At 63.1% G+C, this 22,291-nt stretch carries 25 protein-coding genes and 1 pseudogene; 10 read left to right on the top strand and 16 right to left on the bottom strand.

Features of this window, described 5'->3' with window-relative positions; genetic code table 11:
• Window positions 1-80: 80 nt before the first annotated feature.
• From ACFXIV_RS44305 to ACFXIV_RS44285, 5 genes are all read left to right on the top strand, one after another.
• On the top strand, window positions 81-2,465 hold the full coding sequence (locus ACFXIV_RS44305; protein ID WP_379403351.1) for a nitrate- and nitrite sensing domain-containing protein: 2,385 nt from the start codon (window positions 81-83) through the stop codon (window positions 2,463-2,465).
• Between the two features lie 15 nt (window positions 2,466-2,480).
• Window positions 2,481-2,927 carry a roadblock/LC7 domain-containing protein gene (locus ACFXIV_RS44300; RefSeq protein WP_379403352.1) on the top strand — a complete coding sequence of 149 codons (447 nt, stop codon included), beginning with the start codon at window positions 2,481-2,483 and terminating at the stop codon, window positions 2,925-2,927.
• On the top strand, window positions 2,924-3,304 hold the full coding sequence (locus tag ACFXIV_RS44295; protein WP_379403353.1) for a DUF742 domain-containing protein: 381 nt from the start codon (window positions 2,924-2,926) through the stop codon (window positions 3,302-3,304). The genes ACFXIV_RS44300 and ACFXIV_RS44295 overlap by 4 nt, the downstream gene beginning before the upstream one ends.
• On the top strand, window positions 3,285-3,881 hold the full coding sequence (locus ACFXIV_RS44290; RefSeq protein WP_379403354.1) for an ATP/GTP-binding protein: 597 nt from the start codon (window positions 3,285-3,287) through the stop codon (window positions 3,879-3,881). The genes ACFXIV_RS44295 and ACFXIV_RS44290 overlap by 20 nt, the downstream gene beginning before the upstream one ends.
• A gap of 561 nt (window positions 3,882-4,442) precedes the next feature.
• Complete coding sequence (locus tag ACFXIV_RS44285; protein WP_379403355.1) at window positions 4,443-4,940, top strand: hypothetical protein; 498 nt, start codon at window positions 4,443-4,445, stop codon at window positions 4,938-4,940.
• A gap of 84 nt (window positions 4,941-5,024) precedes the next feature.
• On the opposite strand, the gene ACFXIV_RS44280 is transcribed toward ACFXIV_RS44285, so the two are convergent.
• The 12 genes from ACFXIV_RS44280 to ACFXIV_RS44225 all read right to left on the bottom strand — a co-directional run bounded on the left by ACFXIV_RS44280 (window position 5,025) and on the right by ACFXIV_RS44225 (window position 14,779).
• Window positions 5,025-5,456, bottom strand: a complete 432-nt coding sequence (locus ACFXIV_RS44280; RefSeq protein WP_379403356.1) for a VOC family protein — start codon at window positions 5,454-5,456, stop codon at window positions 5,025-5,027.
• Window positions 5,453-5,797: a hypothetical protein gene (locus ACFXIV_RS44275; RefSeq protein ID WP_379403394.1), complete on the bottom strand. Its 345-nt coding sequence runs from the start codon at window positions 5,795-5,797 to the stop codon at window positions 5,453-5,455. The genes ACFXIV_RS44280 and ACFXIV_RS44275 overlap by 4 nt, the downstream gene beginning before the upstream one ends.
• Window positions 5,798-5,950: 153 nt before the next feature.
• Window positions 5,951-7,261, bottom strand: coding sequence for a phenylacetate--CoA ligase PaaK (gene paaK / locus ACFXIV_RS44270; protein WP_379403357.1), 1,311 nt, complete (start codon window positions 7,259-7,261; stop codon window positions 5,951-5,953).
• Between the two features lie 21 nt (window positions 7,262-7,282).
• Window positions 7,283-8,383, bottom strand: a complete 1,101-nt coding sequence (paaE, locus tag ACFXIV_RS44265; RefSeq protein WP_379403358.1) for a 1,2-phenylacetyl-CoA epoxidase subunit PaaE — start codon at window positions 8,381-8,383, stop codon at window positions 7,283-7,285.
• Between the two features lies 1 nt (window position 8,384).
• Window positions 8,385-8,894, bottom strand: a complete 510-nt coding sequence (paaD, locus tag ACFXIV_RS44260; RefSeq protein ID WP_379403395.1) for a 1,2-phenylacetyl-CoA epoxidase subunit PaaD — start codon at window positions 8,892-8,894, stop codon at window positions 8,385-8,387.
• A 2-nt stretch (window positions 8,895-8,896) separates the two neighbouring features.
• Entirely contained in the window at window positions 8,897-9,814 is a 918-nt protein-coding gene (paaC, locus tag ACFXIV_RS44255; protein ID WP_379403359.1) for a 1,2-phenylacetyl-CoA epoxidase subunit PaaC, read from the bottom strand.
• Window positions 9,815-9,825: 11 nt separating this feature from the next.
• A complete protein-coding gene (gene paaB, locus ACFXIV_RS44250) occupies window positions 9,826-10,146 on the bottom strand; it encodes a 1,2-phenylacetyl-CoA epoxidase subunit PaaB (RefSeq protein ID WP_379403360.1) in 321 nt (106 codons plus the stop codon).
• Window positions 10,146-11,093: a 1,2-phenylacetyl-CoA epoxidase subunit PaaA gene (paaA, locus tag ACFXIV_RS44245; RefSeq protein ID WP_379403361.1), complete on the bottom strand. Its 948-nt coding sequence runs from the start codon at window positions 11,091-11,093 to the stop codon at window positions 10,146-10,148. Before paaA ends, paaB begins: the two co-directional genes overlap by 1 nt.
• A gap of 62 nt (window positions 11,094-11,155) precedes the next feature.
• The gene (locus ACFXIV_RS44240; RefSeq protein WP_379403362.1) at window positions 11,156-11,950 is read right to left on the bottom strand and encodes an enoyl-CoA hydratase/isomerase family protein; all 795 of its coding nucleotides are present in this window, start codon (window positions 11,948-11,950) and stop codon (window positions 11,156-11,158) included.
• Window positions 11,947-12,828, bottom strand: a complete 882-nt coding sequence (locus tag ACFXIV_RS44235; protein ID WP_379403363.1) for a 3-hydroxyacyl-CoA dehydrogenase family protein — start codon at window positions 12,826-12,828, stop codon at window positions 11,947-11,949. The genes ACFXIV_RS44240 and ACFXIV_RS44235 overlap by 4 nt, the downstream gene beginning before the upstream one ends.
• The gene (locus ACFXIV_RS44230; protein ID WP_379403364.1) at window positions 12,825-13,562 is read right to left on the bottom strand and encodes an enoyl-CoA hydratase/isomerase family protein; all 738 of its coding nucleotides are present in this window, start codon (window positions 13,560-13,562) and stop codon (window positions 12,825-12,827) included. Before ACFXIV_RS44230 ends, ACFXIV_RS44235 begins: the two co-directional genes overlap by 4 nt.
• On the bottom strand, window positions 13,559-14,779 hold the full coding sequence (locus tag ACFXIV_RS44225) for a thiolase family protein (protein ID WP_379403365.1): 1,221 nt from the start codon (window positions 14,777-14,779) through the stop codon (window positions 13,559-13,561). The genes ACFXIV_RS44230 and ACFXIV_RS44225 overlap by 4 nt, the downstream gene beginning before the upstream one ends.
• 112 nt (window positions 14,780-14,891) lie before the next feature.
• On the opposite strand from ACFXIV_RS44225, the gene ACFXIV_RS44220 reads away from it, so the two are divergent.
• From ACFXIV_RS44220 to paaI, 4 genes are all read left to right on the top strand, one after another.
• The gene (locus tag ACFXIV_RS44220; protein WP_379403366.1) at window positions 14,892-15,518 is read left to right on the top strand and encodes a TetR/AcrR family transcriptional regulator; all 627 of its coding nucleotides are present in this window, start codon (window positions 14,892-14,894) and stop codon (window positions 15,516-15,518) included.
• An 86-nt stretch (window positions 15,519-15,604) separates the two neighbouring features.
• The gene (gene paaZ, locus ACFXIV_RS44215) at window positions 15,605-17,650 is read left to right on the top strand and encodes a phenylacetic acid degradation bifunctional protein PaaZ (RefSeq protein ID WP_379403367.1); all 2,046 of its coding nucleotides are present in this window, start codon (window positions 15,605-15,607) and stop codon (window positions 17,648-17,650) included.
• On the top strand, window positions 17,647-17,961 hold the full coding sequence (locus ACFXIV_RS44210) for an EthD family reductase (protein WP_379403368.1): 315 nt from the start codon (window positions 17,647-17,649) through the stop codon (window positions 17,959-17,961). The genes paaZ and ACFXIV_RS44210 overlap by 4 nt, the downstream gene beginning before the upstream one ends.
• A 68-nt stretch (window positions 17,962-18,029) precedes the next feature.
• Window positions 18,030-18,446, top strand: coding sequence for a hydroxyphenylacetyl-CoA thioesterase PaaI (paaI, locus tag ACFXIV_RS44205; RefSeq protein ID WP_379403369.1), 417 nt, complete (start codon window positions 18,030-18,032; stop codon window positions 18,444-18,446).
• A 407-nt stretch (window positions 18,447-18,853) separates the two neighbouring features.
• On the opposite strand, the pseudogene ACFXIV_RS44200 reads toward paaI, so the two are convergent.
• Window positions 18,854-19,159 (bottom strand): annotated as a pseudogene (locus ACFXIV_RS44200) (transposase); the annotation flags it as partial.
• 259 nt (window positions 19,160-19,418) lie between these two features.
• On the opposite strand from ACFXIV_RS44200, the gene ACFXIV_RS44195 reads away from it, so the two are divergent.
• On the top strand, window positions 19,419-20,171 hold the full coding sequence (locus ACFXIV_RS44195) for a GntR family transcriptional regulator (protein WP_379403370.1): 753 nt from the start codon (window positions 19,419-19,421) through the stop codon (window positions 20,169-20,171).
• Window positions 20,172-20,353: 182 nt separating this feature from the next.
• Here ACFXIV_RS44195 and ACFXIV_RS44190 read toward each other — a convergent pair whose 3' ends face one another.
• The 3 genes from ACFXIV_RS44190 to ACFXIV_RS44180 all read right to left on the bottom strand — a co-directional run bounded on the left by ACFXIV_RS44190 (window position 20,354) and on the right by ACFXIV_RS44180 (window position 22,291).
• Complete coding sequence (locus tag ACFXIV_RS44190; protein WP_379403371.1) at window positions 20,354-20,899, bottom strand: 2,4'-dihydroxyacetophenone dioxygenase family protein; 546 nt, start codon at window positions 20,897-20,899, stop codon at window positions 20,354-20,356.
• A gap of 132 nt (window positions 20,900-21,031) precedes the next feature.
• Window positions 21,032-21,520: an ester cyclase gene (locus tag ACFXIV_RS44185; RefSeq protein ID WP_379403372.1), complete on the bottom strand. Its 489-nt coding sequence runs from the start codon at window positions 21,518-21,520 to the stop codon at window positions 21,032-21,034.
• Window positions 21,521-21,622: 102 nt separating this feature from the next.
• Entirely contained in the window at window positions 21,623-22,291 is a 669-nt protein-coding gene (locus tag ACFXIV_RS44180) for an MBL fold metallo-hydrolase (RefSeq protein WP_379403373.1), read from the bottom strand.

Raw genomic sequence — 22,291 nt, 5'->3', positions numbered from 1 at the left:
AAAGTGTTGGAGTACCCGATCTCTGCCAGGCAATGCGGGCTGTCCGCGCGGATTCGACTGACCTGCAACAGGAGCGCACGATGCACCAAAGCGTAGAAGCGCACGGCGACCCATCCGATCTCAGGACGCGCTACCGCGCTCTCTTGCGATTTCGACCGCGCACGAGCATCCGGATCAGGGTGCTCGCGATCGCGCTCGTTCCGAGCATTATCTTGCTCATCACCGGCAGCTTGGTTGTGGTGTCCTTGGCACGCCAGGCACAAGCGGCGCGCGATTGGTCGGAGTATCAAAGCAAGGGCACCGACCCTATCCTGCGATTCATCACTGCGACCCAAGACGAACGGACCGTCAGCCTGATGGCGCTGGCGGGATCCCAGTCTGCCGTTGCAGAACTGCCGAATCTACGTAATCAGACCACGGTATCGGTTGCTGACCTGGGCCGCACACTGGCTGGACTGCAGCACATCAATGCCAGCTCCATCACGCAATCCAGCGGCAGTTTCAACGACCTGTCACAGCAGTTGCAGCTTGTGAGGCAGTCGATAGACGTGAAGAGTACCGACGCCGGAAAGATCGACGGCTTCTATTCCCGGCTGGTGGCAGTAGTCTCCATCGGCCTCTTGGAGGGCGCCGCACGCAACGCGCCCAACCAAGAGAGTGTCGCGCAGCAGAATACCATTGCGGCGATGCTGCAAGTCGCTGACCTTCACTCCCGCGCGGTTGGTTTGGCAGCTTTCGCTGCGGTCCAGGGCAATCTGGATCCAGCCCAGCAACGCAGGATTGCCGCCCTCGACGGTGCCTTCGAAGAACAGGCCAACACCGTCCTCGCTCAGCTGCCCGAACATACCGCGAACTCCTATCACGAACTGTCCCGCGACCGCCAATGGCAGCTGGCTGCCCTTGGCCGCGCAGATTTGGCGGAGTCCGGCACGCTGTCGATGCCGTATCAAGATTGGTTGACCGCTGAAAAGGCGGTCGACGCGGGATTGCTCGGATTGCTCCGCGACTTCAGCGCGTACACCTTCAAGACGGCGGATACCGCTGCGACCAATTCGCTCACACGATCGATCGTCGGTGGGGCGGCGTTGGCCGCCCTGACGTTGGCGGCACTATGGGTGGCCGCCGCTCTCGCGAATCGGCTCGTTACCAGACTCCGGAATCTACGTTCACGCAGTCTCGAGCTTGCCGAGGAGAAGCTTCCGGCGCTGATGCATCGGATTCACAAGGGTGAGGACGTCGATATCGAAGCCGAGACAACGGCTTTCGACACCAACCGGGACGAAATCGGTCAGGTTGCTGCAGCATTCATCAGTGCACAACGCACAGCCCTCGCCGCGGCTGTCAACGAAGCCCGCACACGATCCGGGTTCGGCCGGGTCTTCCTCGACATCGCCAATCGCAACCAAGCTGTGGTACGCAGGCAACTTCAGGTACTGGATGCCGCCGAGTCCAAGCAGAACGATCCTGAACAGCTGCAACACCTGTTCGACCTGGATCATCTCACCACGCGCGCTCGAAGAAACGCCGAAAACCTCCTCATCCTGGGTGGCGGCGAGGCAGCTCGGCGATGGCGACACCCCGTCTCACTCGAAGAGCTCGTCCGCAGTGCGGTTTCCGAGACCGAACACCTGGCCCGGGTAGGCGGGGTGCGTGTACCGGAGATCTGGGTAGAAGGCCGAGCTGTCGCGGATCTCATCCACCTGCTTGCCGAGCTCATCGACAATGCGACCGGGTTTTCCCCGCCGGAGGCGCCGGTATCCGTGTACGGCAACGTCGTTGGGCGCGGAGTGGCAATCGAGATCGAGGATCAGGGTCTCGGCATTCGATTCGAGGAACGTGAGCGCCTCAACGAGCTACTGCGGAATCCGCCGGACTTCCACGAGATGGCCTTGGCGGGCCGGCGCAACCTCGGTCTCTTCGTTGTCGGGCGGCTTGCGCGCCGGCAATCTCTCGCCGTCAGCTTGCAGGAATCCGCTTACGGTGGGATCAAGGCCATAGTTTTGATCCCCGAAGAGTTGCTTGGCGAATCGCCCAGCCGAACAACTCCTGCAGAGGCCCCAAAGATCGCCGCAGTTGATGGCGGGCGCAGCCGAGTCCGACCCACCCGCGGAACCATGCGATCCGGAGTCCCCGACGATGGCGCTGCCTCGACATCGACCTCGTCCTGGGACCTCTCCGGCGCAGCGACGGTTGTGGTGAACGACAAGGGATTTGCCCCCTCATTCCCGGCTGGCGGCCTGACTTCCACTGGCGCTGCCGTCACTGAAGGCCGCGTGCAGTTGCCTCGGCGGCAACGACAGAAGCACCTGAAGCATGAGTTGAGGGTCGATAGTCAGAAGGCGACGCCTGTTGACCAGACCGCCCGCCCGGTCCGACGGACTCCGGATGCCGCACGGGGTGCGATGTCTTCATTCCAGCGCGGAACACGACAGGGCCGTGCCTCCTTCCCAGGCTCCACCGACTGAAACGAGCAATTAACGATGAACGATGAAAACCCCGCTCGGCTCACCTCGCATGGTTTGGACTGGCTGCTCGATGGGCTCGTCGACCGTGTCCCGGGCGCCGAGAACGCCGTGGCTCTTTCGACAGACGGCCTCCCTCTCGCCGCATCCCGTGCACTCGATCGTGAGCAGACCGAGCATCTGGCGGCGATGGCATCAGCCCTCTACAGCTTGGGCCGCGGAGTCGGTTCGCGATTCGGAAAAGGCAATCTGCAGCAAACCGTGGTCGAACTCGACCAGGGCTACCTCGTCGTCACGTCTGCGGGTTTCGGCACCTGCCTCGCACTTCTCGCGGATTTGAACGCTGATCTCGGCATGATTGCCTACGAGATGAACGTCATCGTGGGACAGGTTCGCGACCAACTCTCGACCGGAACTCGCGTGCCCTCGTCCGGCAATTCCCTTCGGACACAAAACCACCCATGAACGACAACAACATCGATTTCTGGCAGGAAGACGAGGATCCTGGTCCTCTGATCAGGCCGTTCGCAGTCACCCGAGGCAGGGCCGGCTCAGGATCCCACAACCTTGACCTGCTCACGCTGGTTGTCGCCGTGGGCTCGGAGACAGACGTTGTCACATTGGAGCGCGAGTACGGCGCCATCGTCCACATGTGCCAGGGCCGACCATTATCCATCGCGGAGATCGCCGCTCATTTGAATCTATTGGTCGCTGCAGTGAAGGTACTCATCAGCGATTTGATCAACTCGGGGTATGTCATCGTGAGATCTCCTGCCACAGCAGGAAATCGCCCCGATTCCCTTCTCCTACAGGCGGTACTCGATGGCGTTCGCAAGCTCTGATCCTTTCGGTTCCACCTGGCTGCAGACGGTTCAAGTGGCAAAACTTCTGATCGCAGGTGGGTTCGGTGCCGGAAAGACCACAATGGTCGGTGCCGTCAGCGAAATCATGCCGCTCCGTACCGAGGAGCAACTTACCGACCTAAGCGTCGGCGTTGACGATCTCGCCGGTGTCGAGAACAAGACGACCACGACAGTGGCCTTGGATTTCGGTCGCATCACGCTCAGCTCACAGGTAGTCCTGTATCTTTTCGGAACGCCTGGCCAGGACCGGTTCTGGTTCATGTGGGACGAACTGTCCACAGGTGCGCTGGGCGCAGTCGTCCTCGCCGATACCAGACGCTTGGAGGATTGCTTCGCGCCAGTGGACTATTTCGAATCCCGTGAGCTACCTTTCATCGTCGCGGTCAACTGCTTCGACAGCGCCGATGTTTACTATGAGGAAGAGGTTCGCGTCGCGCTCGATCTGCCGCCGGAAGTGCCTGTGGTGCTGTGCGACGCCCGTAGCCGGGAATCTGTCAAGAGCGCACTAATTTGTTTGCTCGAGTACGCTATGTCGGCAGGTGCGAAATACGCGTGAGCCCGATCAACAGCCGCAACGGCGCCGGAGACCGAGCCGGTTGCTTCGAACGGATCAAAGGCCCCGATGAGAAATTCCTCAGCACACCAGGCTGAGCGGCCGGTGCGCGCAGATGCTGCACGGAATCAGCGCAGGATCTTGGCGGCCGCCCACCAGTTGCTTGCCGACCGCGGATTCGACTTCACCCTGGACGAGGGGGCCGCCAGGGCCGGCGTCGGAGCCGGAGTCGGCACACCGTCTATCGCCGATTTGCGAATAGGCAAGAACTGGTCGACACGGCGTTCGAACACTACTTGCGCGAGATAGCCGCGGGCGCCGAATCAGTTGCCGCCGCTGCCGAACCATGGCAGAGCATGGTGCAGTTCATGCACCGCGTCGGGCAACGAGCAGCTGAGAACCGCGCATTCGCACAGATGACAGTCAAGATACGTGAGGGCACAACGCTGTTCGAGCGCTTCTGGCAGAACATCAGTCCCCACTGATTCAGCTCCTTGAACAGGCGAAACAGGCCGGGGGCTATATAGCGATATGGCTGTCACTGATCTCTTCGAAGTGATAACCATGTTGGATCCGGTTGCTTCCTTCGCTCGGCCGGTGGCCCCGGACAACTGGGAGCGCTACCTCACCTTCGTCTTCGACGGAATGCGAGGCACCAACCGACACCGGTCAGCTCTGGCTCCAGAGTCCTTGACCAAGACACAAATCGGGCCCGCCTTTGCCGTCGCCGAGGCGCAGGCCGAACTCGACCGCATGCGCGAAGAGGCCCGGGCCGACGCCGACCGCATCATCGCGCAGATGCGCGAGGCCGCCGCGGCCGAGGTGGAGCGGGTGCGCAAGCAGGGCCGCGATCAGATCCTGCAGTACCGCAGGCAGATGATCCGCGACCTGGAGCAGGATCTGGCCGCCGCCATGCTCGCTCTCACCGAGGAGAAGGTGCGCGAGCAGATCGGTTCGCCGCAGGCGCGGGCCGACAGCATCGAGAAGTTCCTCGAGGACCTCGAGGCGCTGGCCAACTCCGGCGAAGCGGCACGCCGCCAGCCGCAGACCGAGCGCAAGTAGCAGGTTCGGCTACGTCGAAGCCCCTGCGTGCTTCCCGGCTCCGAGGAGCCTCGGAGCATGCGGGGGCTTCGGCGATCCCGCGCCTCAGGCCGGCCGGCGGCCGGTCAGGCAGTAGGGCTGGCCGGCGGGGCCGGTCACGGTCGGGGTGAGCGGGCCCGCGGAATCGCGGAAAGGCGTGAAGCAGAAGGGCATTCCGGCGGGGGAGTGCACGACGGCGTACCCGATGCGCGAGGTGAGGATGTAGTCCGCGGCGAGGGTGGCGCCCAGCTGCTGGGCACGCTCGGTGGCCGCGCCGACATCGTCGACGTCGAGGTCCAGATGCACGCGCGCGGGGCCGCCGATCGCCTGCATCTTGACCGTCGCGGCCCCGGAATCCGGTAGCAGCGTGACGAATTCGTCGCGTTCGCCCCGCGGCGCCGAGAGCTCGGTGCCGGTGACCGTGGTCCAGAACCGGGCGCTGTCGTCGAATTGTGCGGCGGGACGGTCCAGGAAGGCCCACATCCAGCGAATCGTCATGCTGTCTCCAGGGTTTCGCGCTTACGGAAGGTCAGCGGCGGCACGCCCCAACTCCAGCCGCATGTGGTGGCGAACATTGCGCACGGCCCCGCGAACTCGACCTGGTACGGCCGAGCTGTGTCGTAGATCGCAAAATCACCGGGTGCGAGCACAGCCTCGTGACCACCCTGACGAACGATGCCCCGCCCTGTAACCTGCATGCCGATTTTGACCAGCCCGGGGTCCGACCGCCGAATCATTCCGATGGTGCGGCTCACCACGACGTCCCCACTCGACACCTCGCTCAGCTGGATGCTACCGAGGGTCCGAGACTGGAGCGCGCCGACGAAGTCCTTCCTGATACTGGAGACCTGGGCGCCGTCTCAAGCCGGGACGAAAGCAGCCGAGATGGCCTCACACCATCGATCGAATGCTAGCCCGGACAGCCCGCTGGCGGCTCCACCGAAGGCCCTCATCTCTATAAGGCGTCTTGTTCGGGGCATCGTTCACCTCTCTCAGGACGGCCGGTTGTCGATCAGTCGCTTGGCCTTGCCGAGGGACCGTTCAAGAGCGCTCGGCGCAAACACTTCAACCTCGACAGTCACACCGATCCGATTTTTGATCTTTGCACACAGCTCTGCGCCGGCGGCGCTCCATTGGTCGCTGAGCACATCGGGCCGAGCCTCCACCTGTACTGTCAACGTATCCATGCGCCCCGGGCGCTCCAGAACACATTGGAACTGTGGGGCCAGCCCAGGCACGGTCAGGATGAGCTCCTCGATCTGGGTCGGGAAAAGGTTGACACCACGCAGAATGATCATGTCATCACTGCGGCCGGTGATCTTCTGCATCCTCCGCATCGACCGCGCCGTGCCAGGCAGTAGCCGGGTCAAATCCCTTGTCCGATAACGAATGACCGGCATCGCCTCCTTTGTCAGGGACGTGAAGACAAGTTCGCCTTCTTCCCCGTCAGGAAGGACCGCCCCGGTATCCGGGTCGATGATCTCGGGGTAGAAATGATCTTCCCAAATATGAAGTCCATCCTTGGTTTCGACGCACTCCATGGCCACGCCCGGCCCGATGACCTCGGACAGTCCGTAGATATCGACGGCGTCGATCGCCAACTGATGCTCCAACTCGGTACGCATCTGCTCGGTCCAGGGTTCCGCACCGAAGACGCCGACCCGCAACGAGGTGGCCGCAGGGTCGATGCCCTTCTCGAGCATGGCGTCGAGGATCGTGAGCATGTACGACGGAGTGACCATGATGGCGTCCGGCTGGAAGTCCTGAATGAGCTGAATTTGCCGATCGGTCATGCCACCGGACATCGGAATCACCGTGCAGCCCAGCCGTTCCGCGCCGTAGTGCGCGCCGAGGCCTCCGGTGAAAAGGCCGTACCCGTAGGCAACATGCACCGTGTCCGAAGGGCGCACACCGGCCGCCCGAAGGCTGCGCGCTATCAAGTCGGCCCAGTTGCTGACATCGTTGGCCGTGTACCCGACGACGGTGGGCTGTCCGGTGGTGCCGGACGAGGCGTGGATCCGCGAAACCTGTTCGCGGGGAACGGCGAACATTTTGAAGGGGTAGTTCGCTCGCAGTTCCGCTTTGGTAGCGAAAGGGAACTTTGCGAGGTCCGACAGCTCCACCAGATCATCGGGGTGGACGCCAGCTTTGTCGAACGCCTCGCGATAATGCGGAACATTGTCGTACGCGTGCCGGACCGACCATTTCAGACGGTCCAGCTGCAGAGCCGAGATCTCATCGCGGGAAGCGAATTCGATGTCAGCGGACGGTGTTCGCGGAGAGGCGGGGGCAACGCTGCTCATTATGGCTCCGATATGAGTGGATCAAGCGTCGAAGTCGATCGTGACCGACTCGCCGAGAGGATAGGTTTGACAGGTCAGAATGAAACCGTCAGAAATTTCGGTTTCTTCCAAGGCATAATTGCGGCGCATGTCGACTTCGCCGGCGGTGACCTTCGCACGGCAGGTACCGCACACGCCGCCCTTGCATGCGAATGGGAGATCGGAGCGAATCTGCTCCGCCGCGTCGAGAACATTCTGGTCTCTGGGCAAATCCCCAGTCGTGCTGCGACCGTCGAGGGTGATCGTAACGGTAGTGGTGGGACCAGTAGCGCCAGGCTCACGGTGGGTCTGTTGCTCGGGCGGTGTCTCTTCGACGAAGAACAATTCGTGGTGTATGCGATTTTTCTCGACACCGAGCTCGGTCAGTACGGTCTCGGCATCGGTGACCATTCCGAAAGGACCGCATAGCCAGACATCTTCGATGTCGTCGATGGGAACCAATGCGGTCAAAATGCTTAGTAGCCGTTCGGCGTCGAGCCGACCGCTGAACAGCTCGACATCCCGTGGCTCCCGGGACAGAACATTGATCACGTCGATTCGCGCCCCGAAACGGTCCTTCAAATCGGCGATCTCGTCAGCGAACATGACCGAACGCACGCGCCGATTTCCGTACAGCAGAACAATTTCCGCGTCCGAGTTTTCCAGAAGCGACCCAGCGATCGACAGCATCGGGGTGATCCCTGATCCTGCGGCGATCAACAGATGCCGGCCGCCTGCTCCCGGATCCGCGACAAATCTCCCGGTCGGCCCCTGTACGTCGATACGATCGCCAGCCTTGACCTCGTTGACGAGCCAGGTCGAGAAAAGCCCGCCGGCCACCTGCCGGACACCCACGCGAGGCGCGGCGCCGATAGGCGCACAGATCGAGTACGAGCGCCGGTGCTCGGTGCCCTCAACCACGCGGCGCAGGGTCAGGGACTGTCCCGGCTCGAACACGAACTCCTCGGCGAGGTCTCCGGGAACCTCGAAGGTAACCGCCACAGCGTCGTCGCACAGCTGCTCGACATCGGCGACAACCAGAGACCGGAAAGGCCGGTTTCGGGCTGCGGCGCGCGACCGGTCATCGCGAACAGGTGCACTCATGTCAGATTTCCTTCACGTGGTCGAACGGTTCGAGGCATACCCGGCACCGGTACTGGGCTTTGCACAAAGTGGCACCGAACTCGGACACCAACTGCGTCTCCCGTGACCCACAGTTCGGGCATGTCAGTCCGCGTGGACGGGCCGTGAGAGTCAGCGGTATGGGCCCCGAGCCGCGCCGAGGTGCAGGACCGGGCAACGAATAGCCGGCATCACGCAACTTGCGCCGCCCGTCTTCGGTGATCCAATCACTGGTCCAGGCGGGTGACAGACTCGTGTCGACCCGAACCTCGCGGTACCCACGCTGGCGCAAGGTCCGCGTGATGTCCTCGCGCATCGTCGAGATCGCCGGACAGCCGGAGTACGTCGGCGTGATGGTGACCCTCACTCCGCTGTCCCCAGTCACCTCGACATCGCGCACGATCCCCAGATCGGCAAGGGTCAGGAGCGGCATCTCCGGATCCGGCATCGACTCCACCAGGGTCCGTACGTCCACCGGCATGAGGGCGGCCACGGTCACCACTTCCCATCCGGGTGCGCGCGTGCCACACACTGCATCTCGGTCAGCAGTGGTCCCAGCGCTTCGGTGTGTACGCCTTGCCGTCCCGAACGGCCCCCGACCGCTCCGATGGAACGACCTTGTGGCGCAGTGAGTTCTGCGGCATGAAGCACCTGCTCGAGCACGCAGTCGAATTCGTCCCGCAGCGTCCGCGGATCGACACCAACCCCGACCTCCGCCAGGGCCAGCTCATCCGCGGTCGTAACGAACAGTTCCGGAATGAAGGGCCAGACGAATTCGATCGCCTCGGCCATGCGCCGTTTCGACTCCGCTGTGCCGCACCCGAGTGTCACCGCCCATCGGGCAGCGTAATCGCGGTGATAGGTGAGCTCCTTGACGCCCTTGTGCGCGACCGCCGCCAGTACGGGATCGCGTGAGTCCCGCAGTCTGTCGAACAGCGCGAGGCGCCAAGTCGAGAAGACCAGCGATCGGACGATGGTTCGGGCGAAGTCACCGTTGCCGACTTCGACCAAACGCACACAGCGGAACCGGTTCTCGTCACGGAAGAATGCGAGTGCGTCTTCGGCGGGCACTGGAGAGGTGTCCGAGATGAACGGTACGACCGCCGGATCCGCGGCAGCGGCTCGCGCGAGCAACAGCCTGGCCTGGCCCAGGAGATCCAGGCCGATATTCGTCAGTGCGACCTCCTCCTCGAGCTCCGGCCCACGCGTGCTCCACTCGGTGAGTCGCTGCGCCGCGATCAGTGCGTCGTCGCCCACCATCAGGCAGTAGCGAGCCAATGCGGACAGATCGACATCGGCGGGCACGGTGGTGTCGACACCGGCGAGCGGGTCGTCGAAACTCGTTCCGAATGCCCACTGGCCGTCGCCATCCCCCTCGATGAGTCCGCTGAAGGCGTTATCGTGATCGATCATGGCTTCGGCCTTCACATATGAGGAACGTTGTCAGGGATGTCGTAGAACGTCGGATGGCGGTATACCTTGTCGCCGCTTGGTGCGAAGAACGGATCTTTCTCCGACGGACTGGAGGCGATGATCGACGCCGACGGCACCACCCAGATACTGACGCCCTCGTTACGGCGGGTGTACACGTCGCGCGCGTGCCGCAGCGCCATCTCGTCGTCGGCCGCATGCAACGATCCGACGTGCACGTGATTGAGGCCCCGCTTGCCACGTACGAATACCTCGTAGAGCGGCCACTCGGCTTTGACGCGCGACGGCTCTGCGACGGACTGTTTTTCGGCCATTACTTCACGCTCTTTCGTTCCTGTGCCGCAAAAACGAGCGCGGCCTCCCGCACCCAAGCGCCGGCCTCATGTGCCGCGCGGCGGTTGGTGATTCGCTCAACGTTGCAGGGACCGTTGCCGCCGATGACCTCGGTGAACTCATGCCAGTCCGGTTCGCCGAAATCGTGTGCCCGGCGCTCCTCGTTCCACGCCAGATTCGGATCGGGCAACGTTACGCCCAATGCCTGGGCCTGCGGCACCGACATGTCGACGAATCGTTGACGCAGTTCGTCGTTGGTGTGCCGCTTGACACGCCATGCCATCGACTGCTCGGTGTTGGGCGACTGGTCGTCCGGCGGGCCGAACATCATCAGCGCGGGCCACCACCATCGATCGACCGCGTCCTGCACCATCTGACGCTGGGCCTCCGTGCCGCTCATCATGGTCATGAGCAGCTCGTAACCCTGGCGCTGGTGGAATGATTCTTCCTTGCAGACCCGGATCATTGCGCGGGCATAGGGACCGAAACTGCTGCGGCACAAGGGAACCTGGTTACAGATCGCCGCGCCGTCGACCAGCCAGCCGATCACCCCGACATCAGCGTAGGTCAGCGTTGGGTAGTTGAAGATCGAGGAGTACTTCTGCTTGCCCTCGATGAGTTTGTCGGTCAAATCGGCGCGGTCTGCGCCCAATGTTTCGGCAGCTGAGTACAGATACAGGCCATGGCCTGCCTCATCCTGCACCTTGGCCATCAGAATTGCCTTGCGCCGCAACGACGGCGCCCGGGTCAGCCACTTGCCTTCCGGCTGCATGCCGATGATCTCGGAGTGCGCGTGCTGCGCGATCTGTCGTATCAGCGTGTTGCGGTAACCGTCGGGCATCCAGTCCCGGGGTTCGATGCGCTGGTCCCGGGCGATCGTGTCCTCGAATGCCTGCTGAAATTCCGGTAGGGGGGTTGCTGTAGTCATGTCGCCCTCTCCTCACATCGAAGTGTTCGTGCGTGTGCGGGGTGCGATCGTCCGCATCGATCTCACCGGCCTTCGAAGATCGGTTTGGTCTTGGCCAGAAATGCCTCGACGGCCGCACTGTGGTCCCGCGTGGCGCCCAGCGCTTCCTGCGCGGCCCGCTCGCGTTCGAGGGCGTCCGACAGCCCCGATGCCTCGGCTCGCAGTAGCTGCTTGAGGCGCCGGTATGCCTCGGTGGGGCCTTGGGCAAGGAACTGGGCGAGGTCGCGCGCGGCGCCCTCCACCTGCTCGTCGTCGACGACCCGATGGACGAGACCCCACGTGTGAGCCTCGGCCGCGGTGAATCTGTCACCCAGCAGCATCAGGCCCATTGCGCGGCTGTGACCGAGCGCCTGCACCAGCGCGTGGCTGAGACCGGAGTCGCTGGCCAGCCCGATACCTGTGAAGGCGGTCCCGAACTTGGCCCCGCTGCCTGCCACTCGGATGTCACCGGCCAAGGCGAGGCCGAGCCCCGCACCGACGCACGCGCCGCGAACCGCCACAACCACCGGAACCGAGATTTCGCTGAGCGCCTCGATGAGCGGGTTGTAATGCACACCAACGGTTTTCATTGCGGTGCTGGGATCAGCGCGCAAAGCGTCGACATGCTCGGCCAAATCCTGTCCGACACAGAAATTCTTCCCCTCCGCGGTCAGCAGAACGGCACGGACCCCTGGGGCGGAGGCGACGGCGCGGACCGCGTTGAGCAGACCCCGCTTGGTCGGCGTATCGAGCGCGTTCGACGCTGCGGCCCGCGCCAGAGTAATGGTGGCGAGGCCGTCGGCGATGGTCGTGCCGACGGTGTTGTCGGTCGCGGTCACGATCGTCCTCCTTCAGGTGCGGTGTCCCAGGTAAAGAACCCCTGGCCGGTCTTGCGCCCCAGTTCGCCGCGGTCGACCTTCTCGCGCAGCAGTCGTGGCGGTTCGAAGCGCGGTCCGAGGGTGACCGCGAGATGTTCGGCGATGGCGAGCCGAACGTCGAGTCCGACCAGATCGGTGGACCGCAAGGGGCCCATCGGGTGCCGGTAGCCGAGCTCCATCGCGCGGTCGATCGAAGCCGCGTCAGCGACTCCCTCCTCGACCATCCGAATCGCCTCGAGACCCAGGCAGACGCCCAACCTGCTGGTGGCGAACCCCGGTGAATCTTTGACGAGCACCTCGCTCTTGCCCAGAGCTGCAACCCAGCCCAGGACTCGCTCGACCACCTCGGCGGCCGTTGACTGCGCCCGGACTACTTCCACCAGCACCGAGGCGGGCACTGGATTGAAGAAGTGCATACCGAGAAAGCGGGTCGGATCCTGAAGCGCGGCACCGAGTTCGGTGATCGACAGCGAGCTGGTGTTGCTTGCGATCACGGTTTCGGGGCCGACAGCCTTGTCGACGGCCGCCAGCACTTCGGCCTTCAGTGCCGGGCTCTCGGGAACGGCTTCGACGACCAGGTCGAGGTCGGCGGGCAACTCGGTGGGCGCGGCTACCGTGGTGACGCGAGCCAGGACATCATCGGGGCCGGCGGCACCAAGTTTCCCCCGCTCGGCGGCGCGGCGCAGCCCGGCGGCCACGCGGTCCAATGCCGCACTCTGGTCCGCCGCCTCCGCGATGACCACATCGCTTCCGAGCGTCGCGAAAACCTGCGCGATGCCCGCGCCCATGCGTCCGCCGCCTACTACGGCGACACGTGTCGGTGCCTGTGCTTCGGTCATGCCTTCTTCTCCAGGAATGCAGTCATGCGGGCGTGCTTGTCCTCGGTCTCGAACAGCACCGCCTGCGCGATGTCGTCAGCGAACGGGTGGGATCCGGGGGCGTCGACGATCGTTTTCGTCAACCGCAGAGCCAGTGGCGCGGATACCGCAACGCGATCGAGCAACCGGTGCGCGGCCTCAACATGCGCGCCAGGGTCGGTCACCTCGAGAATCAATCCAGCATTGAGCGCGGCGCTCGCATCGAGAACGCGCCCGCCCAGCAACACCTGCTTGGCAATCGAGACTCCGACCAGCAGGGGCAGCCGGTAGCTGGCGCCTGCGGCGGCCATGATCCCGAGCCCTGGCTCGGGATTGCCGAATCTCGCGGTTGATGCCGCGATCCGGATATCGCAGGCATAGGCCAGTTCGGCGCCACCGCCCAAGGCAAATCCACTCACCGCGGCGACTGTCGGCAGCGGCAGCCGGCCGATGCGGTCGAAGAGATTGCGATTGATCCCGGCAAGCGCATCGTCGCGAGTCCGTGCCCGCAACTGCGCGATGTCGGCTCCGCCGGCGAAATGCTCACCGCTGCCGGTAAGGAGCAGCAGCTTGGGTGTTCGCTCCAGTCGGGCACAGATGTCGTGCAGTTCGCCGATCATCTCCGCGTTGATGGCGTTGCGCTGCGCGGGGCGGTCGAGGGTTACGACGAGGCGGTCGTCGAGCTCCTCGATCCGCAGCGTGGTGTAGTCGCTCATGGCGCCTCGATCAGCATGGAGACGCCTTGGCCGACACCGACGCACAAGGTGACCAGACCGCGGCGAGCGCCCTCGCGCTCGATCCGGCCCAGCAGTGTGAGCAGGATTCGTGCGCCCGAGCAGCCCAGCGGATGGCCCAGTGCGATCGCACCGCCGTCCGCGTTCACGATCTGCTCGTCCAGCTTCAACTGTCGTATCACTGCCAGCGATTGGGCGGCGAATGCCTCGTTCAGCTCGACCGCATCCAGATCCGAGGTATTCCAATTCGCCCGCGCCAAAGCCTTTCTCGTCGCAGGTACCGGGCCGAGACCCATCACATGCGGAGACACGCCCGCGCTTGCGCTCGTTACAATTCTCGCCCGGACCGTCAGCTGATACCGCCGCACCGCTTCGCCGCTCGCGACGACCAACGCTGCTGCACCATCCGACAGCGGCGACGCGGACCCGGCCGTGACAATGCCGTTTTCTCGGAAGACCGGCTTCAGTGCGGCAAGTTTCTCGATCGTGGTGCCAGGACGCGGTACCTCATCGACGTCGAGGACGCCATCCTTGATGGCAATTCCGACAATTTCGCGCTCGAAGTGACCCGCCACGGTTGCTGCGTGGGCACGTTGCTGGCTGCGCAATGCGAAGGCGTCGCTCTCCGCGCGAGTGATTCCCTCGAGCGCGGCGACCTCTTCGGCCGTCTCCCCCATCGCCAGCGTGATCTTCCGGATGCCCGGATCGGATTCGGCGGCGACCGCCTGATCAGCGGCGGTGAAGCGCCGATTGGTGAATCGCCAGCCGAGGGACGTGTCAACTACCTCCCCCGGGCGGGCCCATGGGGTACCGGGCTTGGCCATCACCCACGGCGCCCGGGACATCGATTCCGCTCCGCCGGCGACGATGACGTCGGCCTCACCGGAACGAATCGTCGCCGCTGCGGTAGCGACCGCAGTCAGACCGCTCGCACACAGTCGGTTCACCGTGTAACCGGGCACACTGTCGGGCAAATCGGCGAGCAGCACGGCCATCCGAGCGACATTCCGGTTGTCCTCACCGGCCTGGTTCGCCGCACCGAGCACAACCTCATCGACGGCATCGCCGGGTACGCCCGCCCGTCGCACCGCTTCGGCGACAACCAGGCCGGCCATGTCATCGGGCCGTATTCCGGCCAGGGCGCCGCCATATCGGCCTTGGGGTGTTCGCGCCCCGTCGACGAGGAAAACTTCGCTCATCACTACACTCCTTGTCGGCATCTGAGGGAATTATTAACCGAACATTCGGTAAGTATCAAGCCCTCGGAACGGGGCTCCACGACCATCGACGCCGATGAGTCAAGATGGACGGATGACATCGGCACGCACGGCCCCCCGAACCGGACGACCGGGGAGACCCGGGTACGACCTCGATTCCCTGCTGGCCGTCGCCGTCAAGGTGTTCAACGACAAGGGCTACGACGGAACCAGCATGGAAGCGCTGGCCAATCGGCTAGGTATCACCAAATCGGCCATCTACCACCATGTTTCCGGAAAATCCGAACTGCTGGAACTCGCGTTGTCGCGCGCCCTCAATGGCTTGTTCGCCGCGACCACCGAAGAGCGTGCGGTAACCGGACGCTCCATCGACCGCCTCGAATACGTGGTCCGCCGCAGCGTCGAAGTGCTCGTCACCGAGCTGCCTTACGTGACACTGCTGCTGCGCGTGCGTGGAAACACCGCGGTCGAGAAGCGAGCGCTGGCACGCCGACGCGAATTCGACGCGTTCGTCAGCGATCTGGTCCAGTCCGCCGCCGACGAGGGCGACCTTCAACAATGCGTCGACCCAGCGCTGGCCAGCCGCCTGATCTGGGGAATGATCAACTCCATCGTCGAGTGGTACCGCCCGCGCGGCGGCAATTCCGTCGACCAGATCGCCGACACCGTCGTCTCCATCGTCTTCTCTGGACTGCGCAACCCCGATTCCAGCGTCGGCTAACTTCGCGACCAGCCCCCTCTTGACACGCAGCAAACTCTGTCAGATCGTAATTACCTACCGAATGTTCAGTTATGATCGGAGAGTTGATGAGCCATCTGCTGCAAAGCTATGTAGGGGGGCGCTGGTACTCCGCGCCCGATGAGGGCACACCACTGCTCAGCGCCGTGGACGGCAGCGAGGTGGCACGCATCTCGTCGACCGGGCTGGACGTCGGCCACATGGTCGATTACGCGCGGACGGTCGGTGGACCGGCGCTGGCGCGCTTGACCTTCCACGAGCGCGCAGCCGCGTTGAAGGCCCTGGGCTCGGCCCTGCTGGCCGGCAAAGATGAGTTCTACGCGCTCTCGACCGCTACCGGCGCGACCACCCGCGACTCGGCCATCGACATCGACGGCGGTATCGGCACCGTGCTCAGCTACGCCAGCAAAGCTCGCCGCGAGTTACCCAACGACACCGTCTACCTCGACGGGGCGGTCGAGCCGCTGGGCAAGAAGGGCACGTTCGTCGGCCAGCACATCTACACCTCACGCCGCGGCGTGGCAGTGCAGATCAATGCCTTCAACTTCCCGGTCTGGGGCTTCCTGGAAAAGCTCGCACCGGCATTCATCGCCGGTGTGCCCTCGATCATCAAGCCGGCAAGCCAGACCGCATACCTCACCGAACTGGTGGCCCGCCGAATCATCGAGTCGGGCCTGCTGCCCGAAGGCTCGGTGCAACTGCTTTGTGGCAGTGCCAATGACCTGCTGGACCATCTGTCGGGGCAGGATTCGGTGGCATTCACCGGTTCCGCCGATACCGCCGCTCTGCTGCGCGCTTACCCGAATGTCCTCAGCGAGGGTGTGCACTTCAATGCCGAAGCCGATTCCCTCAACGCATCGATTCTCGGCCTCGACGTCGCCGCGGGCGGCACAGAGTTCGATCTCTACGTCAAGCAGCTCGTCACCGAGATGACAGCAAAGGCCGGCCAGAAGTGCACGGCGATCCGCCGCGCGTTCGTGCCCGAGGCGCTGGTCGACGACGTCGTGACGGCCGTATCCGCCCGGCTGTCGAAGGTCATCGTCGGCGCTCCCGGCGCCGAAGGCGTCACCATGGGAGCTCTGGCCAGCCTCGGGCAGCGCGAAGAGGTTCGCAATTCGGCCCGCGGTCTGTCCAAATCCGCCCGAATCGTCTTCGGGGATCTCGACGAGGTCGACGTGGTCGGCGCGGACGCCACAACTGGCGCCTTCCTCTCGCCAATTCTGCTGCGCTGCGACGACCGTGATGCCGTCGAGCCGCATGAGATCGAGGCATTCGGCCCGGTGAGCACCATCATCGGTTACCGCGACAACGCGGATGTCATCGAACTGACCGCACGGGGCAAGGGCAGCCTGGTTGCCTCGTTGGTCACTGCCGATCCAGCAATTGCCCGCGAGATCGTTCTCGGCGTAGCACCCCACCATGGCCGGATCCTGGTGCTCGACAGCGAGAACGCCAAAGAGTCGACGGGACACGGCTCGCCGCTCCCGGTACTGGTGCACGGCGGCCCGGGACGTGCCGGAGGCGGCGAGGAACTCGGCGGCATCCGCGGCGTCCTACATCACATGCAGCGCACAGCCGTACAGGGGTCTCCGAACGTGCTGACCGCAGTGGGGCGTCGGTGGGTGGCCGGCGCGGAACGACTCACCGGCGCGGTGCACCCTTTCCGCAAGAACCTCGCTGAGCTTCGCTTGGGCGACACCATCGTCGGTGGGCCGCGTCGTGTCACACTCGCCGACATAGCGCATTTCGCTGAATTCACCGGCGACACCTTCTATGCACACACCGATCCCGAAGCCGCGGCAGCCAATCCGCTCTTCGGCGGCATCGTGGCCCACGGATACCTGGTCGTATCACTGGCCGCCGGGCTGTTCGTCGATCCTGCGCCCGGGCCGGTGCTGGCCAACTTCGGTGTGGACAACCTGCGTTTTCTCACCCCGGTCAAAGCCGACGACGAGCTGACGGTGACCCTCACCGCTAAACAGATCAGCCCGCGCAACAGCGTGGACTATGGCGAGGTCCGCTGGGACGCAACCGTCACCAACCAGGGTGGCGACGCCGTCGCCACGTACGACGTGCTGACGCTCGTCGCCAAACCCAAGGGAGATTCCGAATGAGCCACCAGATCTCGATCTGCTACGGAAAGCCGGTCGATCCGGCCGCGTTCGACGAGTACTACTGGACCAAGCACATCCCACTCGCCAACAAAGTGCCCGGCCTTGCTGACTACACCTACTCGAAGTGCACTTCGCTGGACGGCTCCGAGCCCGCCTACTACGCCGTCGCCCGACTGCAATTCGACACCGAGGACGACTTGCAGAAGGCGCTGTCCTCCCCCGAGATGAGGGCGGCCGGCAAAGACGTGCGCAACTTCGCCACTGGCGGCGTCACCATGTACGTCCAAAACGTGGAATCGGTTCTGGCGTAAGGATGAGGCGCGGGCTTCCTCGCGGCCCGCGGACCGCTAACTGTCGGCCACAGAACAGGGATCCGTAGATGACCGCGATCGACGCGAGTTCATTCGAACTTGCCCATCAGATGTTCGCCGACGATATCGCCTCCCGCACTGCGGGAGTCGAAATCGTCGAGCTTGGCAAGGGACACGCCATCGCCACGATGACCGTGACCGAAAGAATGGTCAATGGCCACGGGATCACCCATGGCGGGTACGTATTCCTTTTGGCGGATACAACATTTGCCCTCGCATGCAACAGCCACGGGCACCCAGCCGTGGGAGCTCGTGCTGATATCCGATACGTACGCCCGACAGAGCTTGGGCAGACGCTGACCGCCATCGCAAAGGAACGTACCCGCTTCGGCCGCAACGGAATATACGACGTGACCGTCATGGATGAGCAGCGGCGCGTCGTTGCCGAGTTCCGCGGCGACAGCCGTGTCGTTCCGGCCCGCTAGGCCCCGCCGATGTCGCGGCGGGTCCTTGTCACGTGACATACGCACAGCTCCGTTCACGTTCGCATTCAGCCAACCGACTGTGTACGTAGCGACAAGTAATTCTGGCGCCAAGTCGTCACAGTTATGACACAGGTCACTGAGTGGCCTGGGTCATACAGCGCCAACGCGCCCGACGCAGATGGTCCCAGAGAAGACAAGAAGCACCATGAACCCGTTGCCCGAGCCGACGACGTTCTCGGCACTGCGGCAGGACTGACCCTCTACGACATACTCCACAAACTCCCACGCGCACTTGCCATCTGGATCGGAACCTGCCCGCTCTGCCACCACACATACCTCGACCGAACAAAGTCCTACCAGTGTTCTGGGGAGTTTCGGATTAACGGTGGATCCGACCTCGGTGTGGGTTAGTTCGCGGTCGGGTGGATCCGGCCTTCGAAGGCGATAGCGAAAGCGTTCAATGCAGGTTTCCACCGCATCGCCCATCGTGCCCGCCCCTGCCCGGTCGGGTCCAGGGATCGGGTCACCAGATACAGGCATTTCAACGCCGACTGCTCGGACGGGAAGTGCCCGCGAGCCCTGATCGCGCGCCGGTAGCGGGCGTTGAGGGACTCGATTGCATTGGTGGAGCAGATGATTCGCCTGATCTCCACGTTATAGTCCAGGAACGGCACAAACTCGGCCCAGGAGTTGGTCCAGAGCTTGACGATCGCCGGGTTCCCCGGCGGTGGTGACACCGATGACCGCGACTGGGATCTCCGCGCCGCGGGTGTTCGATCTTGACGACGTCGGCGCCGAAGTGCGCTTCGGCGTCGTCGCCGCCAGGGGCCCGGCGATCAGCGTCACCGCATCCACCACTTTCAGCGCCCCAGGATCCATTAACTTATACATTATAAGATGATACGTCAAGGGGTCCGTAGAGGCACTACGATCAGGACAGACGGCGACACAAGAAACAGGAGGCCCGACTCGATGGCACGGCGCAGCGCATCGGCCGCAACCGGAACAGGACAGCCCGAGACCGGTACCACCGGATCCGCCCCGACCTACGCGAAGGTCAAACCGCCCGGCAGCCGCGCCAGTTACGTTCAGGACGTGCTCCGATCGGAAATCCTCAGCGGCGCAATGCCTCCCGGCACGCCGATCCTGCAGGACAAGGTCGCCGAACGCCTCGGCGTCTCCATTACGCCGGTGCGGGAGGCCCTGCGGAATCTGGAATCGGTCGGATTGGTTGTCTACGAGCCGAATTTCGGCGCCAAGGTCGCCGAACTCGCCGCCGGCGAAATGGAAGAGCTGTATCTGCTGCGTGCCGCCGTCGAGGGCCTGGCCGCTCGGCTCGCCGCTACCTCGATCTCCCCCGCCGAAGTGCAGCGCCTACACGAAATCCATGGGGAACTGCGCACCGCGCTCGATGCGGGCGACCCCTCGCGAATGGCCGCCGCCAGCAGGCAGTTCCACGCCCAGATCGCCCGCGCCGGCGGACGCTCCATCATCGCCCGGCACCTGCAGTGGATCTGGGAGAGTCACCCCATCCCCATCGAACAATCGGTGTGGTCGAACCCGAAAGTGGCCGCACAGGCCGTGGACTCCAATGCCAGGTTGCTGGCCCTGCTCGAAGTCGGTGACGCCGAAGGCGCCGAAAACCATATGGTGCAGCAAGTCCGGCTGGCCGCCTCTGCCCGCCTGGCCACCATGCACAGTCGGGAGGAGAAGTCCGGGGCGTGATCACGGCACACAATCACGCCATTCGATCATCAGGCCGACCAGGTGGTCGATAGCGAGGGCCCGGCGGGCCGATGGATGAGCAGAAGGTCGCCGCACTGCTCGAAAGGCTGCGCAGCAGCACGATCGCGCGATCGTGCTGCTGATGTTGCGGGGCGGTCTGCGGCCCGGCGACTGCCGACTCCCTATTTCAGAGCGTTTTCGGCGGTACCCCCAGAGATAAAGTCCACAGGTCCCAAACCCTGAGCCTTGGCCAGTTCCTCGGTCAGATAACGGATCGCCGCAGCATCAAGGATCGAGTGGTAGCTTCCATCCTCAGAGAAATTGATATTGGCACCCTCGACGCGCACGAGAAAAACTGTGTCCTCAGTGTTCGACTCAGGGCAGACGAAGGTATGCGCGGATGCTGCCGGCTCAAAAAGGTAGGAGCCAGCTGTTTGCACCTGTTCCGGATATTCGAGATAATACCACTTGCCCGACAAGGTATAGACCTCAGCAATACCGGTGTGATAGTGGAGTGGAATCACCGCCCCGGGCGAGAACGTCGCCAACACCACCCATACACCGGCTTCAACGTCCAGTCGCAGCGGCTGAAAATGCACCCCCGGGCCTAAAGCATCCCTTATCAGCGGTGTTCCGCTGGCGTTTACCGTCAGAACCTCGCTCTGAGGCAAGGCGACAAAGGGAAGAAGCGCTCCGCTCGACGTCCGGATGGGACCTGGAAAACTCATGTTCAACCTCTCTCATACTTCTCAATAATGAACACGCTTGCGAATCTCGAATCAGCTGTCGAATCAGCGCAAGAACCTTCTGTGTATCGGAATGTCAAGCCGCGAAGATCGTCTCGGCGACTCAGTTCCCTTTCAACGTCGCATGATCCCTTGCTCACGCGCGAAAGCGAGTATCTGGCGACGACTACTGCCCTTCAGGAGTGCACGAAGAATCGCTTTCAGACCAATCTGACGGAGCAGCCCTACTCGGTCGATCTCGTCCCAATGCTCCACACAGATCCCGTTCTTCACCCGCCAAATATCAATCGAAGTCATTTCAACGTGCTTACCGGTCGGAGCGATACCGATGAGCGGTCCAGTGTGTGTACCTGTCATCGAAATTCTGGCTACAACCTTATCGCCCTCAGCAACAATATCTTTGATCACCATCTGCCCGTCGGGAAATGCAGTCTGGAGAATGTCTGCCATGCGCTTGACCGGCTCGCGACCGTTGGGAGTCGGATTATGCTGCAGATAGTCATCGGACATGAGGGAGTCGAGCAATCCGTGGTTTGCCACAGAAAATGCCTCCATTAGGCGCACCACTACATCTTTGTTTATATCTTGGAGATCCACCTTCATAACTTCCTTCCGTGCGAATAGTTCTTTCCCGGGCGAACACGTCCGGCATGCTTCCCGGGGTTCACCCCTGGAAGATCTCACTGCCCGAGCTCTGATTAGGGGTTATTGGAGGGTAGCCGCAAAATCAGCAAATCTGTCGGCGTCACGCAATACCGGTCCGTGCCCGAAGCAGACCAAATCCGGTCCGAGCCCGGCGAGTCTGGCGATGGACTCGCGATTGCCTCGAGGATCCGCCGTCAAGAACGCGAACGGTTCTCGCAATCCACGGACTCCCGTGAACGGATGGTGGCCATTCGCAACATCGCCGAGCAGAAGAGTTCGGTCCGACTCGCGCCAGAACGCCAAGTGGCCAACTGTGTGTCCAGGAACTTCGAGGACCTCGAAACTCCCGACCCGATCACCCTCACGAAGCCGCCTGTCGACCGCCGCCGGCGGACCGCCCTGAAAGCGGCTCAATATCCTGGGAGCAGGATGATCCGGAAATCGGTCGTACATCAGACCGGGCGTCTCGACCGCCGCAGCATCAGCATGACCGACCCATAACGGGATTCCCAATTCCTCGCAAATTCTTCTACTCGCCCCGAAGTGATCGGGATGTGCATGCGTTACCGCATGCGCCCGAATATCAAATCGCGCTATATCACGCAGTATGCGTCGGCCACTGTACCTGGTTCCGGCATCAACTAGAATGCCGTCGATCACGTAGGAATTGATAGAATTCCTTGGATATCCGCTAATCTGGTATACATCCTCGGCAAGTTCTATGATCAT

Source organism: Nocardia sp. NPDC059236, assembly GCF_042754085.1.
Lineage (GTDB): Bacteria > Actinomycetota > Actinomycetes > Mycobacteriales > Mycobacteriaceae > Nocardia.
The sequence above is the reverse complement of the archived record's forward strand: the minus strand, read 5'-3'. Positions and strand labels throughout refer to the sequence as shown.

Bases quoted from the DNA above. Each gene is read 5' to 3' on its own strand.
- ACFXIV_RS44305 (WP_379403351.1), top strand. From the start codon at position 81: ATGCACCAAAGCGTAGAAGCGCACGGCGACCCATCCGATCTCAGGACG.
- ACFXIV_RS44300 (WP_379403352.1), top strand. From the start codon at position 2,481: ATGAACGATGAAAACCCCGCTCGGCTCACCTCGCATGGTTTGGACTGG.
- ACFXIV_RS44295 (WP_379403353.1), top strand. From the start codon at position 2,924: ATGAACGACAACAACATCGATTTCTGGCAGGAAGACGAGGATCCTGGT.
- ACFXIV_RS44290 (WP_379403354.1), top strand. From the start codon at position 3,285: ATGGCGTTCGCAAGCTCTGATCCTTTCGGTTCCACCTGGCTGCAGACG.
- ACFXIV_RS44285 (WP_379403355.1), top strand. From the start codon at position 4,443: ATGTTGGATCCGGTTGCTTCCTTCGCTCGGCCGGTGGCCCCGGACAAC.
- ACFXIV_RS44280 (WP_379403356.1), bottom strand. From the start codon at position 5,456: ATGACGATTCGCTGGATGTGGGCCTTCCTGGACCGTCCCGCCGCACAA.
- paaK (WP_379403357.1), bottom strand. From the start codon at position 7,261: ATGAGCAGCGTTGCCCCCGCCTCTCCGCGAACACCGTCCGCTGACATC.
- paaE (WP_379403358.1), bottom strand. From the start codon at position 8,383: ATGAGTGCACCTGTTCGCGATGACCGGTCGCGCGCCGCAGCCCGAAAC.
- paaC (WP_379403359.1), bottom strand. From the start codon at position 9,814: ATGATCGATCACGATAACGCCTTCAGCGGACTCATCGAGGGGGATGGC.
- paaB (WP_379403360.1), bottom strand. From the start codon at position 10,146: ATGGCCGAAAAACAGTCCGTCGCAGAGCCGTCGCGCGTCAAAGCCGAG.
- paaA (WP_379403361.1), bottom strand. From the start codon at position 11,093: ATGACTACAGCAACCCCCCTACCGGAATTTCAGCAGGCATTCGAGGAC.
- ACFXIV_RS44235 (WP_379403363.1), bottom strand. From the start codon at position 12,828: ATGACCGAAGCACAGGCACCGACACGTGTCGCCGTAGTAGGCGGCGGA.
- ACFXIV_RS44230 (WP_379403364.1), bottom strand. From the start codon at position 13,562: ATGAGCGACTACACCACGCTGCGGATCGAGGAGCTCGACGACCGCCTC.
- ACFXIV_RS44225 (WP_379403365.1), bottom strand. From the start codon at position 14,779: ATGAGCGAAGTTTTCCTCGTCGACGGGGCGCGAACACCCCAAGGCCGA.
- ACFXIV_RS44220 (WP_379403366.1), top strand. From the start codon at position 14,892: ATGACATCGGCACGCACGGCCCCCCGAACCGGACGACCGGGGAGACCC.
- paaZ (WP_379403367.1), top strand. From the start codon at position 15,605: ATGAGCCATCTGCTGCAAAGCTATGTAGGGGGGCGCTGGTACTCCGCG.
- ACFXIV_RS44210 (WP_379403368.1), top strand. From the start codon at position 17,647: ATGAGCCACCAGATCTCGATCTGCTACGGAAAGCCGGTCGATCCGGCC.
- paaI (WP_379403369.1), top strand. From the start codon at position 18,030: ATGACCGCGATCGACGCGAGTTCATTCGAACTTGCCCATCAGATGTTC.
- ACFXIV_RS44195 (WP_379403370.1), top strand. From the start codon at position 19,419: ATGGCACGGCGCAGCGCATCGGCCGCAACCGGAACAGGACAGCCCGAG.
- ACFXIV_RS44190 (WP_379403371.1), bottom strand. From the start codon at position 20,899: ATGAGTTTTCCAGGTCCCATCCGGACGTCGAGCGGAGCGCTTCTTCCC.
- ACFXIV_RS44185 (WP_379403372.1), bottom strand. From the start codon at position 21,520: ATGAAGGTGGATCTCCAAGATATAAACAAAGATGTAGTGGTGCGCCTA.
- ACFXIV_RS44180 (WP_379403373.1), bottom strand. From the start codon at position 22,291: ATGATCATAGAACTTGCCGAGGATGTATACCAGATTAGCGGATATCCA.